This is a genomic window from Microbispora sp. CA-102843, from assembly GCF_050936215.1.
In the GTDB taxonomy this organism is placed as follows: Bacteria; Actinomycetota; Actinomycetes; order Streptosporangiales; family Streptosporangiaceae; genus Microbispora.
Genome location: NZ_JBNJNF010000001.1, coordinates 9,352,313 through 9,377,713 on the forward strand (window position 1 = coordinate 9,352,313; position 25,401 = coordinate 9,377,713).

The 25,401-nt window shown below is 65.3% G+C and carries 19 protein-coding genes and 2 pseudogenes; 11 read left to right on the forward strand and 10 right to left on the reverse strand.

The features are described from left to right. Positions 1 to 197: 197 nt before the first annotated feature. A complete protein-coding gene (locus tag ACQEVJ_RS43595; protein WP_433111183.1) occupies positions 198 to 629 on the reverse strand; it encodes a YybH family protein in 432 nt (143 codons plus the stop codon). A gap of 107 nt (positions 630 to 736) precedes the next feature. On the opposite strand from ACQEVJ_RS43595, the gene ACQEVJ_RS43600 reads away from it, so the two are divergent. Further along, positions 737 to 1,042 carry a winged helix-turn-helix transcriptional regulator gene (locus ACQEVJ_RS43600; protein ID WP_433111186.1) on the forward strand — a complete coding sequence of 102 codons (306 nt, stop codon included), beginning with the start codon at positions 737 to 739 and terminating at the stop codon, positions 1,040 to 1,042. A gap of 92 nt (positions 1,043 to 1,134) precedes the next feature. Here ACQEVJ_RS43600 and ACQEVJ_RS43605 read toward each other — a convergent pair whose 3' ends face one another. From ACQEVJ_RS43605 to ACQEVJ_RS43615, 3 genes and pseudogenes are all read right to left on the reverse strand, one after another. Continuing rightward, complete coding sequence (locus tag ACQEVJ_RS43605; protein ID WP_433111189.1) at positions 1,135 to 2,079, reverse strand: acyltransferase domain-containing protein; 945 nt, start codon at positions 2,077 to 2,079, stop codon at positions 1,135 to 1,137. Between the two features lie 239 nt (positions 2,080 to 2,318). Further along, a pseudogene (locus tag ACQEVJ_RS43610) lies at positions 2,319 to 2,720 on the reverse strand (HAD family hydrolase); the annotation flags it as partial. Positions 2,721 to 2,822: 102 nt separating this feature from the next. Continuing rightward, positions 2,823 to 3,980 (reverse strand): alpha/beta hydrolase family protein, encoded by a 1,158-nt coding sequence (locus tag ACQEVJ_RS43615; protein ID WP_433111192.1) that lies wholly within the window; start codon positions 3,978 to 3,980, stop codon positions 2,823 to 2,825. Positions 3,981 to 4,275: 295 nt separating this feature from the next. Between ACQEVJ_RS43615 and ACQEVJ_RS43620 the strand changes: the two are divergent. Further along, a pseudogene (locus ACQEVJ_RS43620) lies at positions 4,276 to 5,160 on the forward strand (IS630 family transposase); the annotation flags it as partial. A gap of 5 nt (positions 5,161 to 5,165) precedes the next feature. On the opposite strand, the gene ACQEVJ_RS43625 reads toward ACQEVJ_RS43620, so the two are convergent. Further along, positions 5,166 to 5,696, reverse strand: coding sequence for a DinB family protein (locus ACQEVJ_RS43625; protein ID WP_433111195.1), 531 nt, complete (start codon positions 5,694 to 5,696; stop codon positions 5,166 to 5,168). A 551-nt stretch (positions 5,697 to 6,247) separates the two neighbouring features. Here ACQEVJ_RS43625 and ACQEVJ_RS43630 point away from each other — a divergent pair. Continuing rightward, positions 6,248 to 6,595: a trypco2 family protein gene (locus ACQEVJ_RS43630; protein WP_433111197.1), complete on the forward strand. Its 348-nt coding sequence runs from the start codon at positions 6,248 to 6,250 to the stop codon at positions 6,593 to 6,595. 15 nt (positions 6,596 to 6,610) lie between these two features. Further along, complete coding sequence (locus tag ACQEVJ_RS43635; RefSeq protein WP_433111200.1) at positions 6,611 to 7,597, forward strand: trypsin-like peptidase domain-containing protein; 987 nt, start codon at positions 6,611 to 6,613, stop codon at positions 7,595 to 7,597. On the opposite strand, the gene ACQEVJ_RS43640 is transcribed toward ACQEVJ_RS43635, so the two are convergent. Continuing rightward, complete coding sequence (locus ACQEVJ_RS43640) at positions 7,514 to 8,530, reverse strand: hypothetical protein (RefSeq protein WP_433111203.1); 1,017 nt, start codon at positions 8,528 to 8,530, stop codon at positions 7,514 to 7,516. The genes ACQEVJ_RS43635 and ACQEVJ_RS43640 overlap by 84 nt on opposite strands. Before the next feature lie 6 nt (positions 8,531 to 8,536). Here ACQEVJ_RS43640 and ACQEVJ_RS43645 point away from each other — a divergent pair, with 6 nt between their 5' ends. The 3 genes from ACQEVJ_RS43645 (at position 8,537) to ACQEVJ_RS43655 (ending at position 14,146) form a co-directional block, all read left to right on the forward strand. Next, positions 8,537 to 10,429: a tetratricopeptide repeat protein gene (locus tag ACQEVJ_RS43645; protein ID WP_433111206.1), complete on the forward strand. Its 1,893-nt coding sequence runs from the start codon at positions 8,537 to 8,539 to the stop codon at positions 10,427 to 10,429. A 766-nt stretch (positions 10,430 to 11,195) separates the two neighbouring features. Further along, entirely contained in the window at positions 11,196 to 12,260 is a 1,065-nt protein-coding gene (locus ACQEVJ_RS43650; RefSeq protein WP_433111209.1) for a hypothetical protein, read from the forward strand. Positions 12,261 to 12,718: 458 nt separating this feature from the next. Continuing rightward, positions 12,719 to 14,146, forward strand: a complete 1,428-nt coding sequence (locus ACQEVJ_RS43655) for an HNH endonuclease signature motif containing protein (protein WP_433111212.1) — start codon at positions 12,719 to 12,721, stop codon at positions 14,144 to 14,146. 481 nt (positions 14,147 to 14,627) lie between these two features. Here the strand turns inward: ACQEVJ_RS43655 and ACQEVJ_RS43660 are convergent, their stop codons facing one another. From ACQEVJ_RS43660 to ACQEVJ_RS43670, 3 genes are read right to left on the reverse strand one after another with little or no spacing between them, the layout of a single operon-like run. Beyond that, entirely contained in the window at positions 14,628 to 15,326 is a 699-nt protein-coding gene (locus tag ACQEVJ_RS43660; RefSeq protein ID WP_433111215.1) for an MAE_28990/MAE_18760 family HEPN-like nuclease, read from the reverse strand. Further along, positions 15,313 to 16,461, reverse strand: a complete 1,149-nt coding sequence (locus ACQEVJ_RS43665; protein ID WP_433111218.1) for a DUF262 domain-containing protein — start codon at positions 16,459 to 16,461, stop codon at positions 15,313 to 15,315. The genes ACQEVJ_RS43660 and ACQEVJ_RS43665 overlap by 14 nt, the downstream gene beginning before the upstream one ends. After that, positions 16,458 to 17,219, reverse strand: a complete 762-nt coding sequence (locus ACQEVJ_RS43670; protein ID WP_433111221.1) for a hypothetical protein — start codon at positions 17,217 to 17,219, stop codon at positions 16,458 to 16,460. Before ACQEVJ_RS43670 ends, ACQEVJ_RS43665 begins: the two co-directional genes overlap by 4 nt. Positions 17,220 to 18,435: 1,216 nt before the next feature. On the opposite strand from ACQEVJ_RS43670, the gene ACQEVJ_RS43675 reads away from it, so the two are divergent. From ACQEVJ_RS43675 to ACQEVJ_RS43685, 3 genes are read left to right on the forward strand one after another with little or no spacing between them, the layout of a single operon-like run. Further along, positions 18,436 to 19,818: a replication initiator gene (locus ACQEVJ_RS43675; protein ID WP_433111224.1), complete on the forward strand. Its 1,383-nt coding sequence runs from the start codon at positions 18,436 to 18,438 to the stop codon at positions 19,816 to 19,818. 11 nt (positions 19,819 to 19,829) lie between these two features. Beyond that, on the forward strand, positions 19,830 to 20,000 hold the full coding sequence (locus tag ACQEVJ_RS43680; RefSeq protein WP_433111227.1) for a helix-turn-helix domain-containing protein: 171 nt from the start codon (positions 19,830 to 19,832) through the stop codon (positions 19,998 to 20,000). Further along, positions 19,997 to 21,232: a tyrosine-type recombinase/integrase gene (locus tag ACQEVJ_RS43685; RefSeq protein ID WP_433111230.1), complete on the forward strand. Its 1,236-nt coding sequence runs from the start codon at positions 19,997 to 19,999 to the stop codon at positions 21,230 to 21,232. The genes ACQEVJ_RS43680 and ACQEVJ_RS43685 overlap by 4 nt, the downstream gene beginning before the upstream one ends. Before the next feature lie 59 nt (positions 21,233 to 21,291). On the opposite strand, the gene ACQEVJ_RS43690 is transcribed toward ACQEVJ_RS43685, so the two are convergent. Next, positions 21,292 to 21,537, reverse strand: coding sequence for a hypothetical protein (locus ACQEVJ_RS43690; RefSeq protein ID WP_433111233.1), 246 nt, complete (start codon positions 21,535 to 21,537; stop codon positions 21,292 to 21,294). Positions 21,538 to 21,727: 190 nt separating this feature from the next. On the opposite strand from ACQEVJ_RS43690, the gene ACQEVJ_RS43695 reads away from it, so the two are divergent. Next, positions 21,728 to 25,111, forward strand: coding sequence for a tetratricopeptide repeat protein (locus ACQEVJ_RS43695; protein WP_433111236.1), 3,384 nt, complete (start codon positions 21,728 to 21,730; stop codon positions 25,109 to 25,111). Positions 25,112 to 25,401 lie beyond the last annotated feature (290 nt).

Here is a 25,401-nt window from a genome sequence, read left to right on the forward strand (position 1 = left end):
AGCCCCGCCACAACCTCGCCCGGGACTTCTGCCACGCGGCCTCGTGAGGCGGCACCGACCGCGACGGTTTTACGGTGCGTGACCGTTACGGCTGGGAGATGGCCTTCCACCTGCAGCATGACCATGTCTCGCCGCCGTGGGACGTTGCACGCATATCGCACGGCGGCACATGATCAACACACACTACTGTTGGCCGCCTATACCCGATTCACACCGAAAGGGCTGTCGATGGCGTAACGCCAGCGCCCATCTTGCCCGCGTCGGGCGACATCGGTGGCAGTGCCCTCGATGTGCACAGGGCGGCCATCACGATCCGTGCCGTCGATGACCCAGTCGACGATCAGTAAGGCGACGTCGCCCGTGCTGTAGACGTGCCGCGGTCGAACGGTGATCGGCAGCCCAAGATTCAAGAATCGCTCATTGGCGGCATGGACCTCCTGCCCGGTCAGCGGTGAGCCTGACTCCGGAACGAACACGGCCCCGCTCTCATAGACTTCCGCCACCGCCTCCACATCACCGGTGTTGAACCTCTCGGCGAACACCATGGGCACATCCTCCGGACGTTCAGCAAGCTGCCGCAGCATCGATGCATGTCCTTCCAGCAGGTAGAAATCGGTCAGACGCGGCAACGCTAGGAGGCGCCCTCGTGACTCACCAAACGGTTGTTCACCCAGCCCGGCCAGGCCTGCCCGACGACCCTCGCGCAAACGTCACCGAACCCACCGCCTCCTGTCCGGTGGAGATCACCCTCGCGGCCCTGCACGGCCGCTGGACAACCCTGGTGATCCGCGAGTTCCTGCAAGGCGACCGCACCTTCACCGAGCTCCGTCGTGCTCTGCCAGCGCTGTCGGACAAGGTCCTGTCCGATCGGCTGGCGCACCTGACAGAGGCCGGCGTGCTCGATCGCCGCCGCCAGTCGGGCTGGCCGCCCCGGGTCCACTACTCACTCACCCCACACGGGCGCCGCCTCGGCCCCGTACTGCAAGCACTATGGGACTGGGGCATACAGCGCCAGCCACCCTCTTCGACCGAAACCCGATAGCGTCGAAAGCGTCACGCCCAAGATCTACGGCCAGACGGCCCAGCTCGTAGGCACGCGGCGGGATATCCGCGAGACAGAACCTACGGGTGTGGCTAGATCGGGAAGTGGCCGCGCCGCCAGTGCCAGTGGCGGCCGGCCTTCAGGTGGTCGACGATCGCGCGCTGGAGCACGGTGCGGCGCGGCAGCTGATCGAGCGGCGTGGTCAGGGTGCGGAACACGAACCGCAGCACCTCGACGTCGGCGTCCAGCCCTTCCGGCTCCTCGTAGGGCTCCAGCTCGAACCTCCGCTGGAACCGGACGATGTTGGAGTCCTCGGGCAGGTATTCCAGCAGCTGCGGGTCGAGCAGCCACGAGCCGCAGGAGAACGCCGTGTAGCGCTCGTCGGGAAAGTGGCGCGGGAAGAACGCGCGGGCCTCGTCGAGCGACGCCGCGACCGCCTCCGGGGTCATCGGCCCCGACTCGGGGATGTGCAGGCCGATGGCGGTGTCGCCGCGCTGGTGGTGCAGCCGGCCAAGCTCGTAGATGCCGCCGCGCGCGTGCAGCGTCAGCCAGCTCTGCATGACCGGCCAGCCCTCGCGGTGCATCCGCCGATCGATCGCGAGGTTGCGGCCCAGGTCCGCGAGGGTCACCCACGACACGGCATCGGCGATGCCGTGGTCGCGGTGGTACCCCGTGACGACGTCGACCAGGGCCAGGTACGCGTACACATAGAGATGCCGCCAGGCGGGGCCCCGTTCGCGCGGCAGCTCCGGACCGGGGGACAGCCAGCCATGGCCCCCGAGATCGGCGCGGACCAGGGCGATCGAGCGGTCGAGCAGCCAGCGCAGCTCCGGAGTCCACAGTGGAGAGTCGGGGTCGGGCCAGCCCGCCATGATCTCGGCGGCGTCGTCCGGCCGCACCGCGAGCCGGTCGAGGATCGCGGCCGCGTCGGCCTTGGCGGGCAGCGGAGCCGACGGCCGGTCGCCGGCGAGCCGGTGCACGCGGTCGACGTCCTCGACGGGTACCCCGAGCCGGGCGGCGATGTCGTCGAGATCCACGCGGACGACCCTACCGGCCGGCGCCGAACACGCCCAGGCCCCGACTCGGCGGCCTGACGTTCCTCACCGCCTACCAGTCCGACAAGGGCCTTCGCCAGCGCATCATCGCGGCACTGGCCACGCTCACCCCCCAGGGCCGTGCGGTAGGCGTCGGGGTCATGGCCAAGGATCTCCATCGCCTGAAGCACGTCGGTAACAACGTAGTCCGCATCGTGCTCATGGTCGGGCCGTGTCCCCCCGTTGATCCAGATCGTGTGGAGGCCGGCCCCGCGCCCACCGGCGATGTCGGCGGGCGGGTTGTCACCGATCATCCAGCCTCCGGCCTCAAGAGTCGCACCGCACCGCTTCGCGGCGATCTCGAACAGTCCACGGTCTGGCTTGCGCATGCCCTCGACACCAGAGAGCGCGTAGGTATCGACGACGTCAGCCAACCCCGTCTGCTGGATCTTTCCAAGCTGGTTGTCTGCCGTCCCATTGGTGACGATGGCCACCTTCCAGCCGGATGCGCGCAGTCGCGATAGTCCGTCCATGACCTCGCGTCGGCAGCGGACGAGGTACGGCATGCGCTTCCGGTAGCGGCCCCACAGCTCCTCGACGGGCTCGGAAAGGTCGAAGTGCTCACGGACCTTGGCGAAGAACAAGGCTTCCCGCCTCCTCCAAGTGGTGCAAACGATGGATTGGGTCCGCCCTGCCGCGGGGACCGTCAGCGAGAGCTGATTAGGCGGTGCAGCCGCGCTTCCGCCCTAACGGGCGATCACCTGCACCTCGGGAAACCGCGAGGAACGCCTGTCGAGCAGGTCGCCTTTGTGCCGTAGATGCAGATCGAAGAAGGCCATGGTGTAGGCGCGGGTGACGGCCACGGAACGCGCCGCCGACAGTGTCCCGTTTACCGCTCGCAACTGCTCCTTTGACAGGCCGATCACCGGGGCCGCCTGCTCGTACAGCAGCGGCAGGTCGGTATAGGAATTGTGCTTGGCACCCTTGGTCTTCACGTGCAGCCGCCAGCCCTTCAGCCGGGACCAGAAGGCCTTCTGCCCGCGGATGGGCTTGTCGAAGATCTCGGCCTCCATGAGCATGTACGGCTTGGCCAATCCTTTGGCGGCCACCTTGCCGAGGGCGGGTCCGTCCAGGTTCAGAACCGCCTTGACCCGCCGATCCTCCAGCATCGTCGCGGCTGCCGTCGCTCCTCCCGCGGAATGGCCGAACATGCCGACCCTGCTCAGGTCGAACGCGCCACGCAGCCCCTCCGGCAGCTTCCGGCCTTCAACGTCGGGGTTCTGCCCCTTGTTCAGCTCCTTGAGCCGGTCCAGCACGAAGCGCGTGTCAGCCACCCGCACCTTGATCTCTTCGGCCTTCTCGTCCAGCTGACTCACCGGGACTGGCTTCAGGACACGGCTGGTGACCGTGCCGTTGGGGAACTCCACCTCGCCGGCATCGCCCGGATGATCGATCGTGACCACCATGTAGCCCCAGCTGGCCAGTTCTTCGACTGTGGCGGTGTTCATGGAACGGTCGGCACCGTTGCCGGGCGAGAACAGTACGACGGGCAGCCCTCGGCCCGCCACACGGGCCCCTTCGCGGCCATGGGTCAGAGGCAGGCTGACAGCGGCAGGCGAGAGGCTGTTGTTGCGATAGAAGGCCTCGGCCGCGCGAGGCGGCAGCCAAGGCGCAGCGGGGTGGCCGTCCGGACGACGCGTGGGGTACCACAGGCTGATCATCAGCTCACGCCGGTCATGTGCCTTGATCCACGGGTCGGCCCTGGAGCCGTCACGCAGGTGCAGCGCGACAGTGCCGATCTCGCGTGGACCTGTGGGCTGGGGCAGGGCCACAGTGACGGGCTTTGACATGGCCTGTACGGCGGGCCCGGTGAGCAGAAGGCCGACCGCCACGGCAGAGGCCACGCCCCCTCTGAGCAATGCGCAATTCATAACGGCCACGCTAGGGAGGCTCGCTGTCCAGAAACTCCCCACCGAAGATGACTTCGGCACTCATACGAATGAAGGAAGCACCCGTCCACCCGGAGGGGAGGTCAAGGCCAACTTGAGCTTGACACTGAGGGCACTCCCCGCTACAGCCTGCCCTGCGCCGGAAGACCACGCTGCCGTCCGGGATGGCGCTCTCATTCCGCTGGCCAAGGAGGCCATCTCAGAGATCAGCAGAGAGCGGCTTGAGCAGGTCTTCCCCGCCGACTGGGTCAAGTGGGCGGGAGGCCGTCCCCGCCTGCTGAGTCCTGACGACGAAGACTTCATCGCGGCGACGGCCACCACCCGACCTGCCAAGCTCGGCCAGCCCTTCACCCGCTGGTCCATCCGCAAACTGCTCGACTACCTGCTTCGCCTGCCCGGCCGGGCCATCACCATCGGGCCGCGAGGCGTTACGCACCCTGCTGGCCCGCCGCGGGATCACCTTCCAGCGCACCAAGACCAGGACTCACCCGACCCCGACTTCGACGCCAAACTGGACGAAATCGAGTACGCCCTGACCCACCGGCCCGAACGCACCTTCGCCTTCGACGAGTTCGGACCCTTGGGCATCCGGCCCGCCGCCGGATCCGGCTGGGCACCTGCGGGTAAGCCGGACCGGCTGCCGGCCACCTACCGCCGCACCCAGGGCGTCACCTACTTCCATGGCTGCTACTCCGTCGGCGACGACCTGCTGTGGGGCGTCAACCGCGCACGCAAGGGCATCGCCCCCACCTGGGCCGCGCTGAAATCCATCCGTGCCGCCCGGCCGGACGGTGCCCCGATCTACGTCATCCTGGACAATCTGTCGGCGCATAAGAACTGGCGCATCCGCGCCTGGGCCGAGAAGAACAAGGTCAGGCTGCTGTTCACGCCGACCTACGCCTCCTGGGCCAACCCGGTCGAGGCGCACTTCGGACCGTTGCGCCAGTTCACCTTGGCCAACTCCAGCCACCGCAACCACATCGTCCAGACCCGGGCCCTGCACGCCTACCTGCGCTGGCGTAACGCCCACGCCCGTCACCCCGACGTGCTGGCCGCCCAACGCCGCGAACGTGCCCGCATCCGTAGCGAGAAGAATCTCCGCTGGGGCGGCCGACCCCTTGCACCAGCCGCCTGAAATCCTCACCCAACCTGGTGATCGTTTCCGGTGACAGCACTAGCGCGCCGGTGGTCGCCGCTCGCGCCGTCGATGAGCTCGCGCACGATGTCCATGTGGCCGACGTGCCGGGCGGTCTCCTCGATCATGTGAATGAGCACCCAGCGCAGCGTCATCCTCTCGCCGCGCTCGTTGGTGCCGAGGTCCTCGAGGCCGAACTTCTCGATGACCTCGTCCGAGGACGCGCGGGCACGGGCGTAGAAGGCGAGGACGTCGGCCGTGGTCTCGCCGGGGTCGACGCGCAGGTCGGCGTCCTCGTCATCGTCGTCGAACGGGAGCTCCTCGTGCTCCTGCCCGAACGTGTCGGCGAACCACCAGTACTCGACGGCCGCCAGATGCTTGACCAGGCCCAGGAGGTTCGTCCCAGACGGGGTCATGGGGCGTCGCAGCGCCTCGTCGTCCAGGCCCTCGACCTTCCACAGCACCGCGTCGCGATGCCGGTCCATGCTGGCCTGGAGGCTTTCCTTCTCACCACCGGTGAACGGGACTCTTTTCATGCCCGGAACGTAACAGTCGCCCCGTCACTCGAGCTAACTGGTGGGGCCACCCGGCACACCCGCAATGGACCTCGAACGGCGTGTCATCAGACCCGGTGAACGAATGTGGTCAACGCACTAGCTGACGCGAATGCAGGTAGGGCCCTGGGATGACCGCCGGGCCTTCCTCATGTCGGCTTGTGTTGACAGAGTGAAGTGATCGCGGACCTTGGCGAAGAACACCTCACGGTGCGGGTAGCCGGCTCGGTCGAGCGCGATCAACCATCGTCCAGGCCATACCCGTCGACGAATTCTGCGGCCCACACACGGAAGCCTTCATCCAGGTTCACGAGCGTGTTGTCCAGGTCGAACAGCGCCAGCCGTTGCATACCTTCAATCCCTATAAGTCGCGTTTTTCCATATTAGCCATTAAAGTTCAGGACCTATCCTCCCGCCGCCAACCCAAGGCAGCTCCCATCCGTCTCCTCAATAAACCGAATCACTTACTTGAGTCCCTATTTCGGGGCGATTGCGGTAGGTATGGTGGCGGTCAGATCAGCGGAAGGGGCGAAATGGCGGACGAGGAGTCGTGGGTCGGGCTTGCCGAGGCGGTCAAGGGCGTCCGCGAGGAGTTGGCCGAGGCGATGGCGGCCGGGGAGGGCGAGCGGCTGCGGTTCGATGTCGGGCCGGTGGAGCTGGAGTTCGTGGTAGAGCTTCGGCGGGATGGGGAGGCCAAAGCGGGGGTGAAGGTCTGGGTGGTGGAGGCCGGCGCCTCCGGCACGCTTTCCCGAGGCACCACACACACGTTGAAAGTCGTGTTGAACCCGGTGGACACGACAACCGGACGCTCTCCTCGGGTGCATGACCATGTCGATGGTCCTCCTCCCCGTCCCGGCCTGCCTCCCTCGTCCGGCCGATAGCTGGCAGGGGGCCGGGTGGACACGGCACGGGTCGTCGATGTCTACGGGCGCACCCCCGAGAGGGAGTGGTCGTTCGGGTCGGGGTATCTGGTCGCGCCCAATCTGGTGCTGACCGCCCGGCACGTCGTGGCTGACGACGCCGGCATCCCCTTCGATGGCTTGACCGTACGGTTCATCGCCGACGGCAATCCGCTCGCCTGCCGGCTGGCGTGGGCGGGGTCGGCAGGCCTGGACGCGGCCCTGCTGCTGATCACCGATGCCGGGGCTCCGGCGTGCCGGCCGGTGCGGTGGGGACAGATGGCTGCCGCCACGCCGGTCGCCTGCCAGGCGGTCGGGTTTCCCCTGGCGATGGAGCAGCCCGGCGGGCTGCGCGACACCGAGCACCTGACCGGGACGATCAACCCCGGGACCGGTCTGCTCGGCGGGCGCCTCCACATCACCGCCACCTCCGCCGTACCCGAACAAGGGACCTGGGTCGGCATGTCCGGAGCGGGCCTGTTCTGCGGGCCGCTGCTGACCGGCGTAATCGTTGAAGACCCTCCCGCGTTCGAGTCCCGCCGCCTGACCGCCGAGCCGGTGACCCGCCTGCTGACCGATCCCGCCTTCCACGATCTGGTAGGGCCGGAGGCGGCGCTGGAGGCGGTGGGATTGGCCGCGAACCGCCCGGTCGTGCCGGTTCCGTCGCCGGCGTACCTGCTGCGGGCCGATGTGGAAGCGGTCCGCTTCCGCTCCCGCACCGAGGAACTGGCCCGCCTGGGCGCCTGGTGCGACGGGACCGGTACGGCGGTGCGGCTGCTGAGCGGCCCGGGTGGGCAGGGCAAGACCCGGCTCGCCCGGGAACTGGGCCGGCGACTGGAAGCCGACCATGAGCGGGGGTGGGCGGTCACCTGGTGGCAGGACGGCACGAACCCCGCCCGCTTACACGAGCTCACCCGGCGGATGCTGCACGGTCAGCGCCTGGTGGTCTTGATCAGCCGATGTCGCGGTCAGCAGGTCAGCTAGCAGAGCGGGTCGTTCGGTGACCACGCGGGCGATGAGATGCTCGGCCAGCCGATCAGGCTGCAACGATCCCCAGTACGAGCCGCTGGATGCAGGCACCGCCTGCTGTGGGCCGGTCGAGGGCGGGGGGTACAGGTCCCGCACCCACCGCGCGGCGCGCAGTCGCATGTCCTCGCTCTGGTCACCAAGGCCCCGCACGTGCGCCAGCACGGCGTCCGCGTCCTGTTCCTCATGCGCGCCGCACAATGCCGCCACCGCCACAGCACGTTCCAGGGTCACATCGGAAAGATCGACACGGTGCTCGGTGGCGGTCCGCTTCCAGTAACGGCGCTCATGTCCCAGGATGACCTCTTCGACTGGGCGGTCCGGTCCGGGGTCCTCCCCAAGTAGTCCGGCCAGCGCGGTCATCTGCAAGGTCAGTGCCGCGCCCGCGCCGGCGAACCGACTCGCACGCAAATCCGGCGGATGGACGGCCGCGACGGGGATGTGCGGCCAGCCCATGCCCTCCAGGGCGGCGGCGAGATCGCTCAGCGCCTCGGTGAACGCCGCCTGCCGCCCGGTGAGACTGTCTTCCAGGGGGGCCAGGTCCTCCGTCAGTGCTCCGTGCAGGGCCATCTCCAGTTGCGGGTCCTGCTCGCGTAGCCGCCTCCACCAGTCTCCGGCGCTGCGGGCCAGCAGCATCACCCGCACGGGTGTGGTCGTGTCCCGTGTCAGTGCGGCCAGGACCACGTTCCGCACGGTCTCGGGCCGGGTGTCGGCGTAGTCGATCACCACCTGTCGCGGGCGTCGGCGACCCATCCCGGCCTTGGCCCGATGCTGACAGATCTGCTGACCGGTTTGCCCGGCCTGGCACCCGCCGCGGTCCACGTGGTCACCCAAAGCGAGCATCCGGCGCCTTTGTTGACCGCCTTGACGGAACTTATCGAAGGCGGTCACCTGCCAGTGGATCAGCTCATCGTGATCGCCGACGCGGTGCCGCGCCAGACCCAGGCACTCGCGCGCTTCGCGGCCGACCTCGAAAGGACGATCACTGAGGCGTACGAGCGGATGTCCCGCCAGGATCCCGGCACTTACCTGCCCGACCTCGCCGTGTCACTGAACAACCTGGCCCTGCGGCTGGGTGAGCTGGGCCGGCGACAGGAGAGCCTGACCACCATCCAACGCGCCGTCGAGGTCTACGAGCGACTCGCCGCCGCCAACCCCGACGCCCACCTCCCCGACCTCGCCATGTCACTGAACAACCTGGCCCTGCGGCTGGGTGAGCTGGGCCGGCGACAGGAGAGCCTGACCACCATCCAACGCGCCGTCGACATCCGCGAGCGACTCGCCGCCGCCAACCCCGACGCCCACCTCCCCGACCTCGCCATGTCACTGAACAACCTGGCCCTGCGGCTGGGTGAGCTGGGCCGGCGACAGGAGAGCCTGACCACCATCCAACGCGCCGTCGAGGTCTACGAGCGACTCGCCACCGCCAACCCCGACACCCACCTCCCCGACCTCGCCACCTCACTGAACAATTCGGCCGTGTGGCTGGGTGAGCTGGGCCGGCGACAGGAGGCCCTGACCACCATCCAACGCGCCGTCGACATCCGCGAGCGGCTCGCCGCCGCCAACCCGGACGCCTACCTTCCCGACCTCGCCATGTCACTGAACAACCTGTCCGTGTGGCTGGGTGAGGTGGGCCGGCGACAGGAGAGCCTGACCACCAGCCAACGCGCCGTCGACATCCGCGAGCGGCTCGCCACCGCCAACCCCGACGCCCACCTCCCCGACCTCGCCATGTCACTCAACAACCTGGCCCTGCGGCTGGGTGAGGTGGGCCGGCGGGAGGAGGGCCTGACCACCAGCCAACGCGCCGTCGAGGTCTACGAGCGGCTCGCCGCCGCCAACCCCGACGCCCACCTCCCCGCGCTCGCCACCTCGTTGAACAACCTGTCCCTGCGGCTGGGTGAGCAGGGCCGACGACAGGAGGCCCTGACCACCGTCCAACGCGCCGTCGACATCCGCGAGGGACTCGCCGCCGCCAACCCGGACGCCTACCTTCCCGACCTCGCCATGTCACTGAACAACCTGTCCGTGTGGCTGGGTGAGGTGGGCCGGCGGGAGGAGGGCCTGACCACCAGCCAACGCGCCGTCGAGGTCTACGAGCGGCTCGCCGCCGCCAACTCCGACGCCTACCTCCCCAACCTCGCCATGTCACTGAACAACCTGTCGAACTGGCTGGGTGCGCTGGGCCGGGGGGAGGAGGGCCTGACCACCAGCCGACGCGCCGTCGAGGCCCACGAGCGGCTCGCCACCGCCAACCCGGACGCCTACCTTCCCGACCTCGCCACCTCACTGAACAACCTGGCCCTGCGGCTGGGTGAGGTGGGCCGACGGGAGGAGGCCCTGACCACCATTCAAGGCGCAGTCGACATCCGCGAGCGGCTCGCCACCGCCAACCCCGACGCCCACCTCCCCGACCTCGCCACCTCACTGAACAACCTGTCCGTGTGGCTGGGTGAGCAGGGCCGGCGGCAGGAGGGCCTGACCACCATCGGCAGAGCCATAAGGATCAGGCGCGCCCTTGCTCGTGCCACCCCCGACAGGTACTTGGTGGATCTCGCCATGAGCTGCATTGTGAACGGGCAAATACTGATCAGGCCCGTCCCCTCCGCGGATGCCGTGACGCTGATTGCGGAAGGACTCGAAATCGCCCTCGAACGGGGCCGAGAAGATCTCGTACGGCTGGCGGTATCCCTGCTCAGAGATGCTCACCGAGACAACCCTGTACAAACCGCCGACGCATGGCGGAGTGCCGCGTCTACAGAACCACCTGACTGGATGACGGGGTGATCAACGGTTGATCGAAGGTCATCTCCTCGTCGGCCAGGCGCAGCCACGCCGGGGCGGACGCCCGCGGTCAAACCCTCGCTCGCGCGTACATGCCTCGCCGGGTGTCCTGCCTGTACCGGCCGCCCAGTTTCGCCGTGGTTCTCTTCGTACGGCGGCAGAGATTGGCAACGTCCTCAGGAAGACAGGGGCGCCGACTACGGAGATCCAAAAAGGCCCATCCCGATGATCGGAATGGGCCTTCTGTGATGTGCGCGGCCGAGAGGACTCGAACCCCTAACCTTCTGATCCGTAGCAAGGTCAGAGATGTCTATAGATGTCCATCCCAGACAGGAGTACCTGTTTAAGAGGGTTTCCAAGTGTCGGGAATTCCACACCCGTCCATGGTCGTCCAAGGCTGTCGTTAGCACCCGCGTTAGCAAGACCAGTAGCCGGCGGAGCCTGTCAGAACCGTTCAGCCATCAGCTCGCGCATCACCAGTGACGGTGGTCCGCGTCGTGCTCCTGATTGAGCCCTGTCCTCCGGTCGCCCTAGAGCGTACGAAGTCCAACCGGGCGCCGTTGGCTATGCTGGCGGTTATCCTCGTTTAGCCGTCCATCCTTGGCAAGTCGCGCCACAATGCTTACCCGCGATCCGCTTTAGACGTCGTCTCGTTTCGTGAGTCGTAGGTAGTAGATGAGGGCGGCGGCGATGACGACGAAGGAGCCGAAGTGGTCGGCCCGGCGCTCGTAGCGACGGTGGTAGCGGCAGCCGGCCAGGAGACGGCCCGTTGGACAACCCAGCGGTGACGGCCCATCCACTTCTTACCATGGGGCTTTGTATAGGCATCATGATGGTGGATGCTCGTCCTATGAGCGCAGATGAGTCAGCCCGTGCAGAGCCCCGTGACCTCACCGAGCACCCCGGATGGCTGGGGTCGGGCTACTGGACTGGTACCGGTGTTGTCCTTGGAATTCATGCAGACTGGCCCGCATATCCCTGTCAGCCGGGGGGCGCACACGGCTTGTTTGACCTGGCCCAGTTTCCCGTGGGAACTCAGTTCGAGCCCCTCGACGATATCGACCGCTGTGTCCTGTTCGCAGCATACGACTACGATGCGAAGAAACCACTGCGCCCACAGGATCCGTGGTCGCCTGACGCGTTCCAGGTCGCAATCTGGCATAAAGATCTCATCATCCTGGCGAAGCAGGGTCTCATTAGTGGCGTAACGCCGATCAGTGAACGAGAATGGCAGCTCCGTCGGCGGGTGGAAGCTGGCTGGAAGTGGGGGCAAATGCTTGCCATTAAGGACAAGCAGGGAAACTTTCAGCCTGTTAATTGGCCGAGTCTCCCTGGTAATCCCCAGGTAGAGGACTTCGACTGCGGAGATCCGTACACATACCCAGCGTTCGAGCAAAATGGGATAGATAGTGCAGTATCCATCACAGGCGCAGGGTGGGACGTCGTCACGCGGGAACTCGCAGGCACAATTGAGGTGCCTGAATCCTTACCGGACCTACGTAAACAGTTAAACCACGAACTCTACGATAGTGCGATTCGGGAGGTAGGGATCGCCATTGAGGCGGCACTTCGTGGAATCGTAGGCAGCGACGACGGCTATGGCCAAAAGTTGGTAGGGGACTTCATCAAATATCTGAAGAACGATGTTTTCACTTACAACACGACACTCAAGATCTACCGCTTGCGGCTGCGGACATTTTTCAAATTTGTACGAAATCCACATGCTCACCACAAAATACCTCTTACACAGCCGCAGGCCCTTGCCCTGATCGCTCATGCCCTTCACCTCCTGAGCGACATTCAAGAATTTTCGGGAGATGAGGCGGAGGGATAAATTGCCCGACCCAGGTGACAGCCGCCAGACAAATTCAGGCCAGCTTCCAGGAATCCTTGGTAGCGGGCGTTTCGCATGTGCGCGGCCGAGAGGACTCAAACCCCCGACCTGTTGATCCGCAGGGAAGGGCAGGAGCTTCGTGAATAAGGGCGACGTGCCCAGGCAACAGATCCGCTCTGGTGCGGTGTGAACATGAGGCACTGTTGCTGTTCGCGTTACTGTACAGTAACCCGCCTGATCGTTCGCCCTCGTTATCCGACGCCAAGTGGACCTGGACCGTGTGTGGACGGCGGCGCGAATGCGTCGGCGTATGAGGACGTTGCTGTCAGCGTTGCTGTCACCACACAACCCCCCGCGGCGGGTCACGCTCCGCACGGTGGATTGCTCCAGACATGATTCCCGGAGTGTGGCGACAGCGGCGAGTTTGTCAGGACTGCCCGCTTCGCTAGCGTTTATCCGTGGCCACCTCCCCCACCCTTCGACGCGACTTCATCAAGAAGATCGGCCAACTGTCCCCTCGCTCTGTACGAGGCACCGCCCCTACACACCGTCCTCTCCTGCTGCTGTGGCTACTCGGCCGCGTTGCTGCTGGCGCGCCGCGGCTAGCGACGTGGCGGCAAACGCGCGCCGCGTTCGAGAAACTCGAGGCCGTCTACGGCAACGGCGCCACGGCCGATAGCGCTCAGTACCCGTTCTGGGTCTTGCACGCTACGGATGCCCTCTGGGAGATCAAGGACGCGGACCGGATCGCGCCTCCGACAGGGCGACGCCGGCCCACTATCAGCGTGCTTGAGCAAGTCAATCCCGAAGCCGGCTTCACACCCGACGTGTACGCGATGCTGAGAGCGGACCCTAGTCTGACGGCGAACGCGGCTGCGACCCTGCTGGCCCGCTTCTTCAACCCCGTTCCGGTGGGGCTAGTTGCCGCCGTTGGCCTGGACGGTCTCCTGCGAGCCGGTCGCGAGGCTGACCTGCTCCTGCCGATCCCCGGATCGGTGGCGTTCCCCAAGCGCACCGCTATTCACGCAGAGTTGGGCGGCCAGTGGACTAGCGGAATCGGCACCCTCGACGATGGGCTGATGTGCGTCTTTTCGGACGCTAAAGGCCCCTATGACGACCGAACCATCCCTGGCACGGACCTGATCGAGTACCGCGGTCAAGGGTTGAGCGGCGACCAAACCCTGAAAGGCGGGGGCAACGCCCAACTGCTGGTCTGCCAGCAGGAGCAAAAGCCCATCAGGTACTGGCACCAGCCCGCTGACGGCGCATGGGGGTTTGACACGTGGACCGTTATCGTGGACCGGCGCCTCGTATGGGGCAAAGGTGACGACAAGCAGTGGCGGCGCGAGTTCGCATGGGTACTAGCCCCGGTGCCGTCCCCCTTCCGCGACCAATGGCCGCAGTCAGTCCTAGACCGGCTTGCTCAAGATGACCAGCAGACCCACGACGAAACCCTCGGGACAGAAGCACCTACTGCGGTCACCAAACAGGATGCAGGCCGGCAGTACCGCAAGTTGTGTGCGTCGGTAGAACGCAAGGAAGCGGTCAACCACGACAGGACGACCCGCATCGCTTCTGACCGTTACTTCCGGTCCGCGGACGCTCGCATGGCGGTGATGCTGCGTGCCCAGGGCACGTGTGAGAACCCGGACTGCGGAGGCCAACCGACCGATGTTACCGACAAGGGCGACGCCATCCTCGAAGTCGACCACGTCGACGAACGAGCCACCCAGGGCCGGGATCATCCCGCGAACATGATTGCATTGTGTCCGAATTGCCACGCGATCAAAACCCGAGGCAGTACTAGGCGCGACCTCAAACGCAAGCTGAAGACGCTGGCCGAGCGTCTCCATCGAGAGGCGGAAGCCTGGGGGAACTCCCTCTAATTCATAGCCAGTTTCAGACCCGCCCAGAGGCGGCCGATACTGGTTGAGGAACCAGTGCAGTCACGCTTCAAATGGACTTGTCGCCTATGGCTATCCAGGTGTGGCCAGCGAGTGCGTTAGCACTGCCATTAGCAAGAACCGGCTGTTTCTCACGAGCGGCTTCCTGTCACCGGTACTGCCTGGGACGACAAATAAATGCTGTGGTTAAGTCGGTACCTCCGCTGCTCCGCCGCCCTTTTGCTACCCGGCATACCTATCACCGCTGCTGTCATCGCCGTCTCACCACTCCTCGCGCAACTCGGGCGTCGACTAAGCAGGTCAGAAGTCGGTGTCGGCCAGCCTGCCCGGTACCGGTTCATTGCCAGATGGCATAGCGCCGACTCAGATCGTGCAATAGCCGACCGCGTCTCGGCATAGCTATGATGAGCGCTCTAAACGTGCCAGGCTCTGCGGGGAGGTAACAGTAAGCAGCGAGCGGAGTCTAACTTGCTGGAGAAAACGCGTCCGCCTTATACCACTCGTTCGCAATAGCTCGAGAAATTAGACGCGCTAAATCATTCATGAACTGCTCACACTTCCTGCGATGCGCGTCGAAGAGTCCCGGCTCAATCTTCTCTTTGCGACTCCCGTGGGCTATATCATTTCGAGTACGCCTCACGAACTCAAGTGATTCATAGTAATGCTTACTGACCTCGGACTCTGGAATCCCAAGGCGATACAGCGTTCTACGAAGTACATCCGCGCCAAAGTTCATCTCCATTGAGACTGCCGCATCGGCCTCAATGGTGAGAGGGCTTTCGCTAAGCTGAAGAATCTTTGTTACGAAAGCCACTTGAGACCTTGCCCGCCTCGTAAGACGGCCATGCTCACTTTCCTGATCGCCGCCGGCGCCAAGCCTTACGGCGTCGAACTCTGGCACAAGGGCAGTGGCGAATAAATGTGGATGCAGAGCTTTAGCGTCTAGTCGACATGTGTTTATCGCGTCTACATACAAGGAAAAGGCATTATGAGAAAAGCCTTCCAGGTGGGCGTATTGCATGACCAAGATAGCTCGCATTGAAGCAATCGGCCATTGGTCTCGTCCTAGAGCGCCAATCAACTGATTCCGCAGGTGTCTTAATTCATCAAGGCGCCACGCCAAATCATCCTCCAGTTGAGCACGGAGGTCAGCGGGATCCATCTATCACCTCTTTGAATCGATCAGCGAAGTACTGGATGCGCGCCCGGAGCGGATTGCGATAGTTCTTACCACCTCCTCCATGCTTGAGGAAATCTCGATCTGCTTTTCCGACTCGAACGACCTCGGCAAGACGCAATATTTGGTCATCATTTCCGATGTCTACAAAATCCACAACAGCCTGAATCCCAATGACAAGGCCTTCGTAATGGTAGACAGAAAACTGGCCTCGAGGCTCGGGCGATTGCGGGGTTGTCGTGCCGAAAATTTTGGATCCGATGTCTAGTTTCTCGGCTATCGCACGAAGGATACTGAAGGTCTTCTCGAATACCGCCCGCTCGTGGATGTAATCGAACTCACGAGGGTGCGAAGGATCAGATACTTCTTCCATGAAGTCTGTCAGGAAGTCGGCAACATCGTGAGCGTACCCCTCGATGCCGTTCTTATAAGCGAAGAACCGCAGCACGAGCTCCTGATCGAACTTCTTAAGGCGCTGGTTCTCAGAGATTATGCCAATGCAGAAACTGAAGTCTTCGTTTCTGCTGAGCTCCGAGATGAAGGCATTGAAGTCGTTGGACAGAAGCCGGATGGTAGCGTTTCTGACTTCCTGCTCAGAAAGTCTCTCCCCGCCTGTATTCAGTCGCTTGAACATGTAGTACCGGAGGCGAGGGTCACTTTCCTTTCGTAGAATCTCTGCGCGTATGTAACTCCGCTTCAGCTTGATTTCAAGTGCTCGAGGGAGCTCATTGTAGGCTAGCCCATTCAGCTCCGGGACGATGTCACAATCACTGAGTATCAGAGGTTCTTGCGCCTCTCCGTCGATTGTAAGCTGTCCGCGGAAGTGCAGGTAAGATGAAATCCGCTGCAGGCCGTCGATGAGCTCGTAGATGCGATCTTCTCGTTCAATCAAGAAGATCGGCGGAATAGGCAGCTCGAGAAGGAGCGATTCGATAAACCGCGCCTGAGCACCCTCAGTCCACCTGAACATCCTTTGGAACTCTGGATCGATTATCAGCTCGCCCGCGGCATGCATATCCACTAGCTCATTGAACGAAAAGTCAATGCTCTGCGTCCGGACTGCTGTTATTTTGTCGTCGACTGAGCGAATTAGATTGTCGGCTGGAACTTTATCGGTCAACGCGATCTCCTCTGTAGGATGATCACTGTCTCTTCTACTTTTCCTTTAGAGTAGGCTCGCGCCGCCTTGTTCACTTGTGTCAGCAGGCGACTGACCTCGGTCTTGTCCCAGTCTCTAAACTTCCATCCGCGTCGCTCCGCCTCTTCGACGCAAATATCGGCCAGTGGGACAGGAATGTCCTTGTAATAGGAGTCCTGTACGACCAACTTCATCACCGCATCGTCTTTTGCAACACGCGCTATCTCATCAAAGCTAGCTATTAGATCGTCGAGGTACTGTCTCGTCTGCTTGAGATAATACCCTGAAGAGGCCTTACTCTTATGAGTGGCAACCTTCTCAACAAGGTCCGTTGCTACCCGCCCGTATGGCGTCGCACCGCTGTTTGGTTGCTTACGTATGAGTGTGGTTCCCATCAAAGCCGCACGAAGCGTACGGTCCTCTGCGATATTAACTCCCAGTATGGCCAGTTCCCTCGAATAGGCCACAGCGTAATCTATGCGCGTAAGATAAGGCGGCGAGGTTAAGATTAGATCTACAGAGTCAGTCGCGAGCGGGAGTTCCTGTGAAGAGGCAGTGATGATCGAGACTGGGGTACCTATAATAGGCTCCCCCGTCAGTCGTTCGGCGATGAATCTCTGATCCTCAATTATGAGTTCATCCAAGGCATCGCATGTCACGTCCACGAGGTCCTCGTCCTTCGAGGCCCTACGTACCCATGTGGGATTACTGCCTTCAAACTTATGTGTCAGCTTACGCACGACCCTAAAGAGTGCGACATAGCCCAATGCCGACTGCGAACGTGGAAGAGAACTTAGCTTCGTGGTCCAGTCGCGTATTCGTCCTGCAGTACGGCTAGTAAGCCAAGAGCAGAGTGGGTCATTGAGAAGGGCACCAGGCGCCAACTGGGGAGCCTCACAGACCTGCGCATTCCTTCCAACTTGCACACGTAGCTGTGCGACTACGTTCGCAATTGGATTCAGGTCTACACCGACAGAGTACAAGCCGTTTGATCTAGCTGCCAAAGTCGTCGTGCCGCTGCCATTCCAAGGATCCAGTACGACTACATCACTTTGGCCCGGCTCTCTCTGTAGTTGAGTACAAGCCCAATCAAACGAAAACCCCGCATAATAGGGGAATACATCTGCCAGCCCGGCTTTGTCGCTCTGGGGACGTTTGGGTGTGAGCTTTCGCCTTAGCCTCGTAGCTTCAGCACCTTGGCTAGATATGTCACCCTGCATAGCGTTGGCGTCAGCCAGGTGATCCGTCACCCTTCCCCACTCTCCACCTTGCCTCACCATGAGCAGGAATCACGGTAGTCTAATCTTGCTTGATCAGGATTATCAAGCTGACCTGTGGCAATTGATCAGCCCGGTGTCGATCACAAAGCTTGCGTGAGCTGATCATCTCCTCGTCGGGCAGGCAGAGCCATGCCTGACCGGACGCCTGGGGTCAAGCCGTCGTTCGCGTGTACATGCTCCCGGTGACCTTCCTCGCCTGCTGGTTGCCTGCCCGCACTCGACGGCTTGACCTTGGGCGGCCGGTCTGGCATCCCTTCGGGGTGGCCGGCGAGGAGATGACCGCCTCCCACCCGCACCGCCCCAGGTCATCTCCGAGGAGGGCCAGGGGTGCAGGGGGCGGAGCCCCTTGCGGCTTTTCCTTCCGAACGCCTCGGCGAGCTGGACCGCGCCCTGGTCGTCGTCCTGGCCGCGGTGGTCTTCGATCGTCTGGCGTTCCGTGTCGGTGTCTGGGAGCGCGCGGGCGGCGCCGGCCGGGACCGGCCGAAGAGCCGCAGCCCGGCTGGCTGTCCGACCAGCGCGCAACGCGGGCCGCCGTAGGCGGGCCGCTTTAGCTTCTGCTGACCGCCCGACCGCTGATCACAGCGCCCCCGGCGTGACCACACATCCGCCAAGACGTCCGTCACGTCGGGGGCCATCCCACACCGAACCTCACCGGCCCGGAAGGGACGCACCCATCATGCCAACCAAGCACGCCATCGCCGGACTCATCACCCGGCTCCATGACCCGCAATACGCCCGCTGGGCGAGCCAGATTCGCCGGACCGGCGGCTGCCGCCAGCCGATCCATCTGCGCGGCAAGGTCGAGCACTACGACCGCGCCACCGGCCGACTCCTCCACCGCTACAGCACCCACCTCGAACCGGACGGCCTCCTGCGCGTCCCCTGCAAGACGCGTCGCACCTCCCGCTGCCCCTCCTGCGCCGAGACCTACCGCGCCGACACCTACCACCTCGTCCGCGCGGGCCTCGTCGGCGGCAAGGGCGTCCCGGAGACGGTCGCCTCGCACCCGTGCCTGTTCGTCACCCTGACCGCGCCGTCCTTCGGGGAGGTGCACTCCCGGCGGGAGAAGGACGGGAAGGTCCTGCCCTGCCACCCCCGCCGGGACGCGGAGACCTGCCCGCACGGGCGGGTCATGTCCTGCACGGCCCGGCACGGTGCCGACGACGCATGCCTCGGTGAGCCGCTGTGCCCGGACTGCTACGACTACGAGGGGTCGGTGCTGTTCAACGCCACCGCCCCCGAACTGTGGCGCCGCTTCACCCTGGCGCTTCGCCGGCACTTGGCCAAGCTCGCCGGGCTCACGCAAAAGGACCTCTCCGCACAGCTCGTCGTCTCCTTCGCCAAGGTCGCGGAATACCAGCGGCGGGGCGTCGTCCACCTGCACGCCGTGATCCGCCTCGACGGCCCGGACGGACCCGCCTCACCACCGCGGGCCTGGGCGACCGTCGACATGCTCACCGATGCCGTCCAGCACGCCGCCACCGTCGTCACGGCCAAAGTGCCCGCGTACGACAGCCAACCCTCGCGAGTCCTCCGGTGGGGTGCCCAACTCGACACCCGGCCAATCACCATGAACGGCGAGCTGACCGAACAGGCCATCGCCGGCTACATCGCCAAGTACGCCACCAAGGCGGCCGAATGCGTCGGCACCCTGGACCGGCGCATCCAACCCCTCGAAAACCTCGCCGCCCTGCCCATCCGCGAGCACGCCCGGCGACTCATCGCCGAATGCCTCCGCCTCGGGACCTTCGACGAACTGGCCGACCTCCGGCTGACCCACTGGGCACACATGCTCGGCTTCCGCGGCCACTTCTCCAGCAAATCCCGCCGCTACTCCACCACCCTCGGGGCTCTCCGCGCCGCAAGGGCCGAACACAAGCGCGACGAGCAGATCAACACGGGACGACTCCCAATCTTCGACGAAGACACCGTCCTCGTGATCGCCCACTGGCAATACGCCGGACAAGGCCTCTCGGCCGGTGACGCCCTCCTCGCCGCAGCAATAACAGGCACGCCCGTGCCGTCCTCGACATCACCGCTCGGGGGTGACGCCCGATGACTCCGCTCCTCGTGACCGTCACCGAAGCCGCTCAAGCGCTCGCGATCTCCCGGAGCAAGCTCTACCAGCTCATCGCCTCCGGCGCTCTCGATTCCGTCCGGATCAACGGCTCGCGGCGCATCCCCGTGTCCGCCCTTCACGACTACATCGCCCGCCTGAGCACGAAGGAAGTTGCAGCATGACGACCACTCTCGTAGCGACGCCTGACCCTGAGCAGCCCCGGCGCAAGAAGAGCGCGCCCAAGCTCCGCGACGGCGTCATGAAGCGCGGAAACACCTGGTCGTACGTGATCCGCGTCAAGGACCCCGAGACCGGCGAGAGCAAGCCCAAGTGGGTCGGCGGCTACGCCACCGAGGACGACGCCAAGGCGGCCCGTGACGTAGCGCGCGTTAAGGCTCGCCGCGGTGAGTATGTCGACCGGAACGCGATCAGCGTTGGAGAGTACCTCGATGAGTGGATCGAGGCCCACGCCGTTGAGATCAAGCCCAAGACGCTCAAGGACTACCGCGACATCATCAACCGGTACGTCAAGCCGCACATCGGAGGCCAGAAGCTTCAAGCCATCCGCCCGGCCACGATCACGAAGCTGTACCGGGACCTCATGGCCGGCGGCGGGAAGAACGGCCGGAAGCTCTCGGCCCGCACGATCGACTACGTGCACGCAGTCCTTCGAAAGGCGTTCCGGGACGCGGTCGAGGTTGACCAGGTGCTCCCGTCGAACCCGGTCGAGCGGGCCAAGCGGCCCCGCCGGACTCCGACCGAACCGGGCACCGTATGGACCGCCGAACAACTGCGTACTTTCCTCGCCGTGGCTCGACGGCATCGACTGTTCGCCTTCTTTCACCTCGCGGCCTACACCGGCGCACGTCGCGGGGAGTTGCTCAACCACCGGTGGTCAGCGGTCGACCTCGACACATGCGAGATCACCATCACGGGCTCGGCGGCCTTCATCGACGGAGAGCGCATCGAGGGGACCACCAAGACGGGCCGAACCCGCGTGGTGTCGATCGATCAGAGCACGGTCCGAGTCCTCAAGGAGCACCGAAGGCAGCAGGCGGCAGATAGGCTCCTCGCCGGGGAGGAGTGGCGGGGTACGGACGACTACGTTTTTACGACCGGGTGGGGTGAGCCGATCCACCCCGACACGGTGTCGTCACTGGTGCCGCTTCTGATCAAGGCCTACAACAGTCCGAAGGACGGCCCAAAGCCCGCTGAGCCGCTCCCGCATGCGCGGCTTCATGATCTCAGGCATATTCACGCGACCACGCTTCTCCTGGCTGGCGTTCCCGTCCACGTAGTCGCGGCCCGCCTCGGCCACGTCGACCCGTCAGTCACGCTCCGCGTCTACGCCCACGTCATCCGAGCTGCGGAAGCCTCAGCCGCCGAGATCTTCGCTAGGGCAATCAGTGATTAGCTGGGAAGCCTCGTTGCGTCTGGTGGGTGCGGGCGTACAGCCGATGCAGGGAAGCGGCGCTATGGGCGGCGGTGCTTGGGGGGTTCGGGCCGGTCGGCGATCCAGCGCAAGAGGCGGAAGGCACGCTCGCTGAGGCGCTCCGAACCAAACAACGCTGTGGCCATGATGGTGAGGCCGGCCGCAGCCTCCAGTCCGGCGATGACGGTGCTCAGCGCGGGGTGGATGGTCCAGGCGGCGGCTGGCGTTGCGGCCACGGCGGCGGTGAGGGCGACGGTACGCCCGGAGCGCGAGGTCGAGCGGGACATGCTCCGATCTCACCGCCCGGCGGCCCTTAACGTCCGGTTTGCCCAGTAACCCCGGATCGTCCGGGGTCACCTCGAGTTGCCGGAGTCGTGGAGTGGCCTCTGATCTGTGGCACGGTTGTTTAGAGTGGAATTGCCACTGATCAGTGGTAGTACCAGATCTGTCGGGGGAGGACAGCGAAGGAGCCACGGGATGGCGGGACCGCCGAACGGCGGCAGCGACGGCGTACAGGTCTTCCTCGACTATCTGGTGCGAGCACGGGCCGCGGCGTGGAACCCCTCAGCAAAGTGGCTTTCCCAGAAGTCCAACGTACCGAAAAGTACCGTCGAGGCGCTGATCAATGGCACGCGTAAGCGACTACCGGACTGGACTGACCAGGTTGCGCCGCTGCTACAAGCCTTCCGCCGCAAGGTGGAGGAGAGTACGCGTGGAGATCCGGACGCGGTGCTGGGCAGTGCGGCGGCCTGGAAGCAGGCCTATGACGATGCGCAAAATGGCCGGCCGCTGACCTGCCCTCTTCCAGATCCCCCCTACGCCCTGCCCTCGGCCCCGCCGGGACCGGGTCGGCTTATCGGCCAGGTGCGGCCGCTGGAGCTGGAGGTCCACCCGGCGATCCACACCAGCTCGACCGAACGCCACGACCTCGATGAGCTACCTACCTACATCCCACGGCCGCATGATGAGGCCCTTGCCCGGGTGGTGGAGGAGGTCCGGACCGGCGCGTCCCGGCTGGTCGTGCTGGTAGGCGGATCGTCCACCGGTAAGACCCGGGCCTTGTGGGAAGCGATCCGCACGCTGCCCGAGCCGTGGCGGCTGTGGCACCCGATCAACCCCGGCAGGCCTGAGGCGGCGCTGGCCGACCTGCAGACCATCGGCCCGTACACCGTGGTGTGGCTGAATGAGACCCAGCACTACCTGCTTACCGCCAACCCGCTAGTCGGAGAGCAGGTCGCCGCTGGGCTCCGTGAACTGCTGCGCACCCCCGAGCACGGGCCGGTACTAATGCTTGGCACGCTGTGGCCGCAGTATTGGGACACCCTAACCACAGTCCCTGACACGGACAAACCCGATCAGCGCGCCCAGGCTCGCGAACTGCTTAAGAATGCCAGCATCCGCCTTCCCGAGTCCTTCACTGGTGCCGATCTGGACGCCGCAGGCCAGCAGGCAGGACACGGCGGGGATCCCCGGCTGACTGAGGCCCTACGCCAGGCCTCCTCGGGACGGCTGACTCAGTACCTGGCCGGCAGTCCTGCCCTCATCGAACGCTACGGCAACGCCGAACCCGGGGCCCGGGCGATCCTGGACGCCGCGATCGACGCGCGCCGCCTTGGTCACAGCCCGGCCCTGCCGCGCCTCCTACTCGAGGAAGCCGCTTCCGGCTATCTTGACGAGGAGCAGTGGGACTTGCTCGACGATGACTGGCTGGAACGCGCGTTCGCCTACCTCACCGACCCCCAGCCCTGCCGGGGAGCGCGAGCCCCGCTGACCCGAATCAAACCCCGCCCCGGCACCTCACCTACCCTGCGGCGACACAGCGCGGAAGAACCGTCCTACCGTCTCGCCGACTATCTGGAACAACACGGCACCCGCACCCGCCGTATGATCTGCCCCCCGGCCGCGTTTTGGCAGGCCGCAAGCCATCACGCCGCCACCACCAGCGACCTTCGTGCTCTCGCCACAGCAGCAGTGTTCCGAGGCCGTTACCGCCACGCCTTCGCCCTACAGCAACGCGCTGGCGACACCAACGCGCTATCGAGCCTAGCCCTGCTCCACGAGCAGGCCGGCGACCACGAGAGTGCCGAACGCCTCGCCCGCGACGCCGCCGACGCCGGCGACACCAACGCGCTACGCAGCCTGGCCCTGCTGCGCGAGAAGGCCGGCGACCACGAGAGTGCCGAACGCCTCGCCCGCGACGCCGCCGACGCCGGCAACACCAACGCGCTATCGAGCCTGGCCCTGCTGCACGAAAGGGCCGGCGACCACGAGAATGCCGAACGCCTCTACCAGGCAGCCGCCGACGCCGGCGACACCAACGCGCTATCGAGCCTGGCCCTGCTGCACGAAAGGGCCGGCGACCACGAGAATGCCGAACGCCTCTACCAGGCAGCCGCCGACGCCGGCGACACCGACGTACTGTGGAAGTTGGCCCTGCTGCGCGAGAAGGCCGGCGACCACGCCGCCGCCGAACGCCTCGCCCGCGACGCCGCCGACGCCGGCAACACCAACGCGCTGTGGAAGTTGGCCCTGCTGCACGAGAAGGCCGGCGACCACGAGAATGCCGAACGCCTCTACCAGGCAGCCGCCGACGCCGGCGACACCAACGCGCTACGCCGCCTGGCCCTGCTGCACGAAAGGGCCGAAGACCACGCCGCCGCCGAACGCCTCGCCCGCGCCGCCGCCGACGCCGGCGACACCAACGTGCTGTGGAAGTTGGCCCTGCTGCGCGAGAAGGCCGGCGACCACGCCGCCGCCGAACGCCTCGCCCGCGACGCCGCCGACGCCGGCAACACCAACGCGCTATCGACCCTGGCCCTGCTGCGCGAGAAGGCCGGCGACCACGCCGCCGCCGAACGCCTCGCCCGCGCCGCCGCCGATGCCAACGCGCTGTGGAAGTTGGCCCTGCTGCGCGAGAAGGCCGGCGACCACGCCGCCGCCGAACGCCTCGCCCGCGCCGCCGCCGACGCCGGCAACACCAACGCGCTATCGACCCTGGCCCTGCTGCGCGAGAAGGCCGGCGACCACGCCGCCGCCGAACGCCTCGCCCGCGCCGCCGCCGACGCCGGCAACACCAACGCGCTACCGACCCTGGCCCTGCTGCACGAAAGGGCCGGCGACCACGAGAATGCCGAACGCCTCTACCAGGCAGCCGCCGACGCCGGCAACACCAACGCGCTATCGAGCCTGGCCCTGCTGCACGTGAAGGCCGGCGACCACGCCGCCGCCGAACGCCTCGCCCGCGCCGCCGCCGACGCCGGCAACACCAACGCGCTACCGACCCTGGCCCTGCTGCACGAAAGGGCCGGCGACCACGAGAATGCCGAACGCCTCTACCAGGCAGCCGCCGACGCCGGCAACACCAACGCGCTACGCAGCCTGGCCCTGCTGCACGAAAGGGCCGGCGACCACGAGAATGCCGAACGCCTCGCCCGCGCCGCCGCCGACGCCGGCAACACCAACGCGCTATCGAGCCTGGCCCTGCTGCGCGAGAAGGCCGGCGACCACGCCGCCGCCGAACGCCTCGCCCGCGACGCCGCCGACGCCGGCAACACCTTCATGCTCGGGGAGCTGGTCCGGCTGCGGGAGGAGGCCGGCGACCACGCCGCCGCCGAACGCCTCGCCCGCGCCGCCGCCGAAGCCGGCAACACCAACGCACTATCGACCCTGGCCCTGCTGCGCGAGAAGGCCGGCGACCACGCCGCCGCCGAACGCCTCGCCCGCGCCGCCGCCGACGCCGGCAACACCTCGGCGCTGAAGGAGCTGGCTCAAGTGCGGCTACACGAAGGGGTGAGGGGCAGGTGGGGGGATCTATTGCGATTCGGACTGGACGCGGGTGGACAGATCGCCGAGCCGTGGTGACGACCTCCTCTCTCGCGGTCTTCAATCAATTGTCGCCTATTTCGGATCTTGGGAAGCGGTCCTGGAGAGGATAGCGGGGTCTTCAGTAACCCCCTCGACAACCTGGTGAATTCAGCACCACGAGGGCCGTTTTCAAAGGTGCTCGAAAACGTGACCGCGCCAACCACACCACCCAAGCCGGACGACATCCTCGCCGCTGAATCCGCCACCACTACCGGCATCACGATCGACTACCCCGGCTGCCGTTGGGTCGTCTGCGAAGTCGAAACCCGCGGCAACCACGGTAGGAC

Bases quoted from the DNA above. Each gene is read 5' to 3' on its own strand.
- ACQEVJ_RS43660 (WP_433111215.1), bottom strand. From the start codon at position 15,326: ATGGATCCCGCTGACCTCCGTGCTCAACTGGAGGATGATTTGGCGTGG.
- ACQEVJ_RS43630 (WP_433111197.1), top strand. From the start codon at position 6,248: ATGGCGGACGAGGAGTCGTGGGTCGGGCTTGCCGAGGCGGTCAAGGGC.
- ACQEVJ_RS43675 (WP_433111224.1), top strand. From the start codon at position 18,436: ATGCCAACCAAGCACGCCATCGCCGGACTCATCACCCGGCTCCATGAC.
- ACQEVJ_RS43695 (WP_433111236.1), top strand. From the start codon at position 21,728: ATGGCGGGACCGCCGAACGGCGGCAGCGACGGCGTACAGGTCTTCCTC.
- ACQEVJ_RS43625 (WP_433111195.1), bottom strand. From the start codon at position 5,696: ATGAAAAGAGTCCCGTTCACCGGTGGTGAGAAGGAAAGCCTCCAGGCC.
- ACQEVJ_RS43690 (WP_433111233.1), bottom strand. From the start codon at position 21,537: ATGTCCCGCTCGACCTCGCGCTCCGGGCGTACCGTCGCCCTCACCGCC.
- ACQEVJ_RS43685 (WP_433111230.1), top strand. From the start codon at position 19,997: ATGACGACCACTCTCGTAGCGACGCCTGACCCTGAGCAGCCCCGGCGC.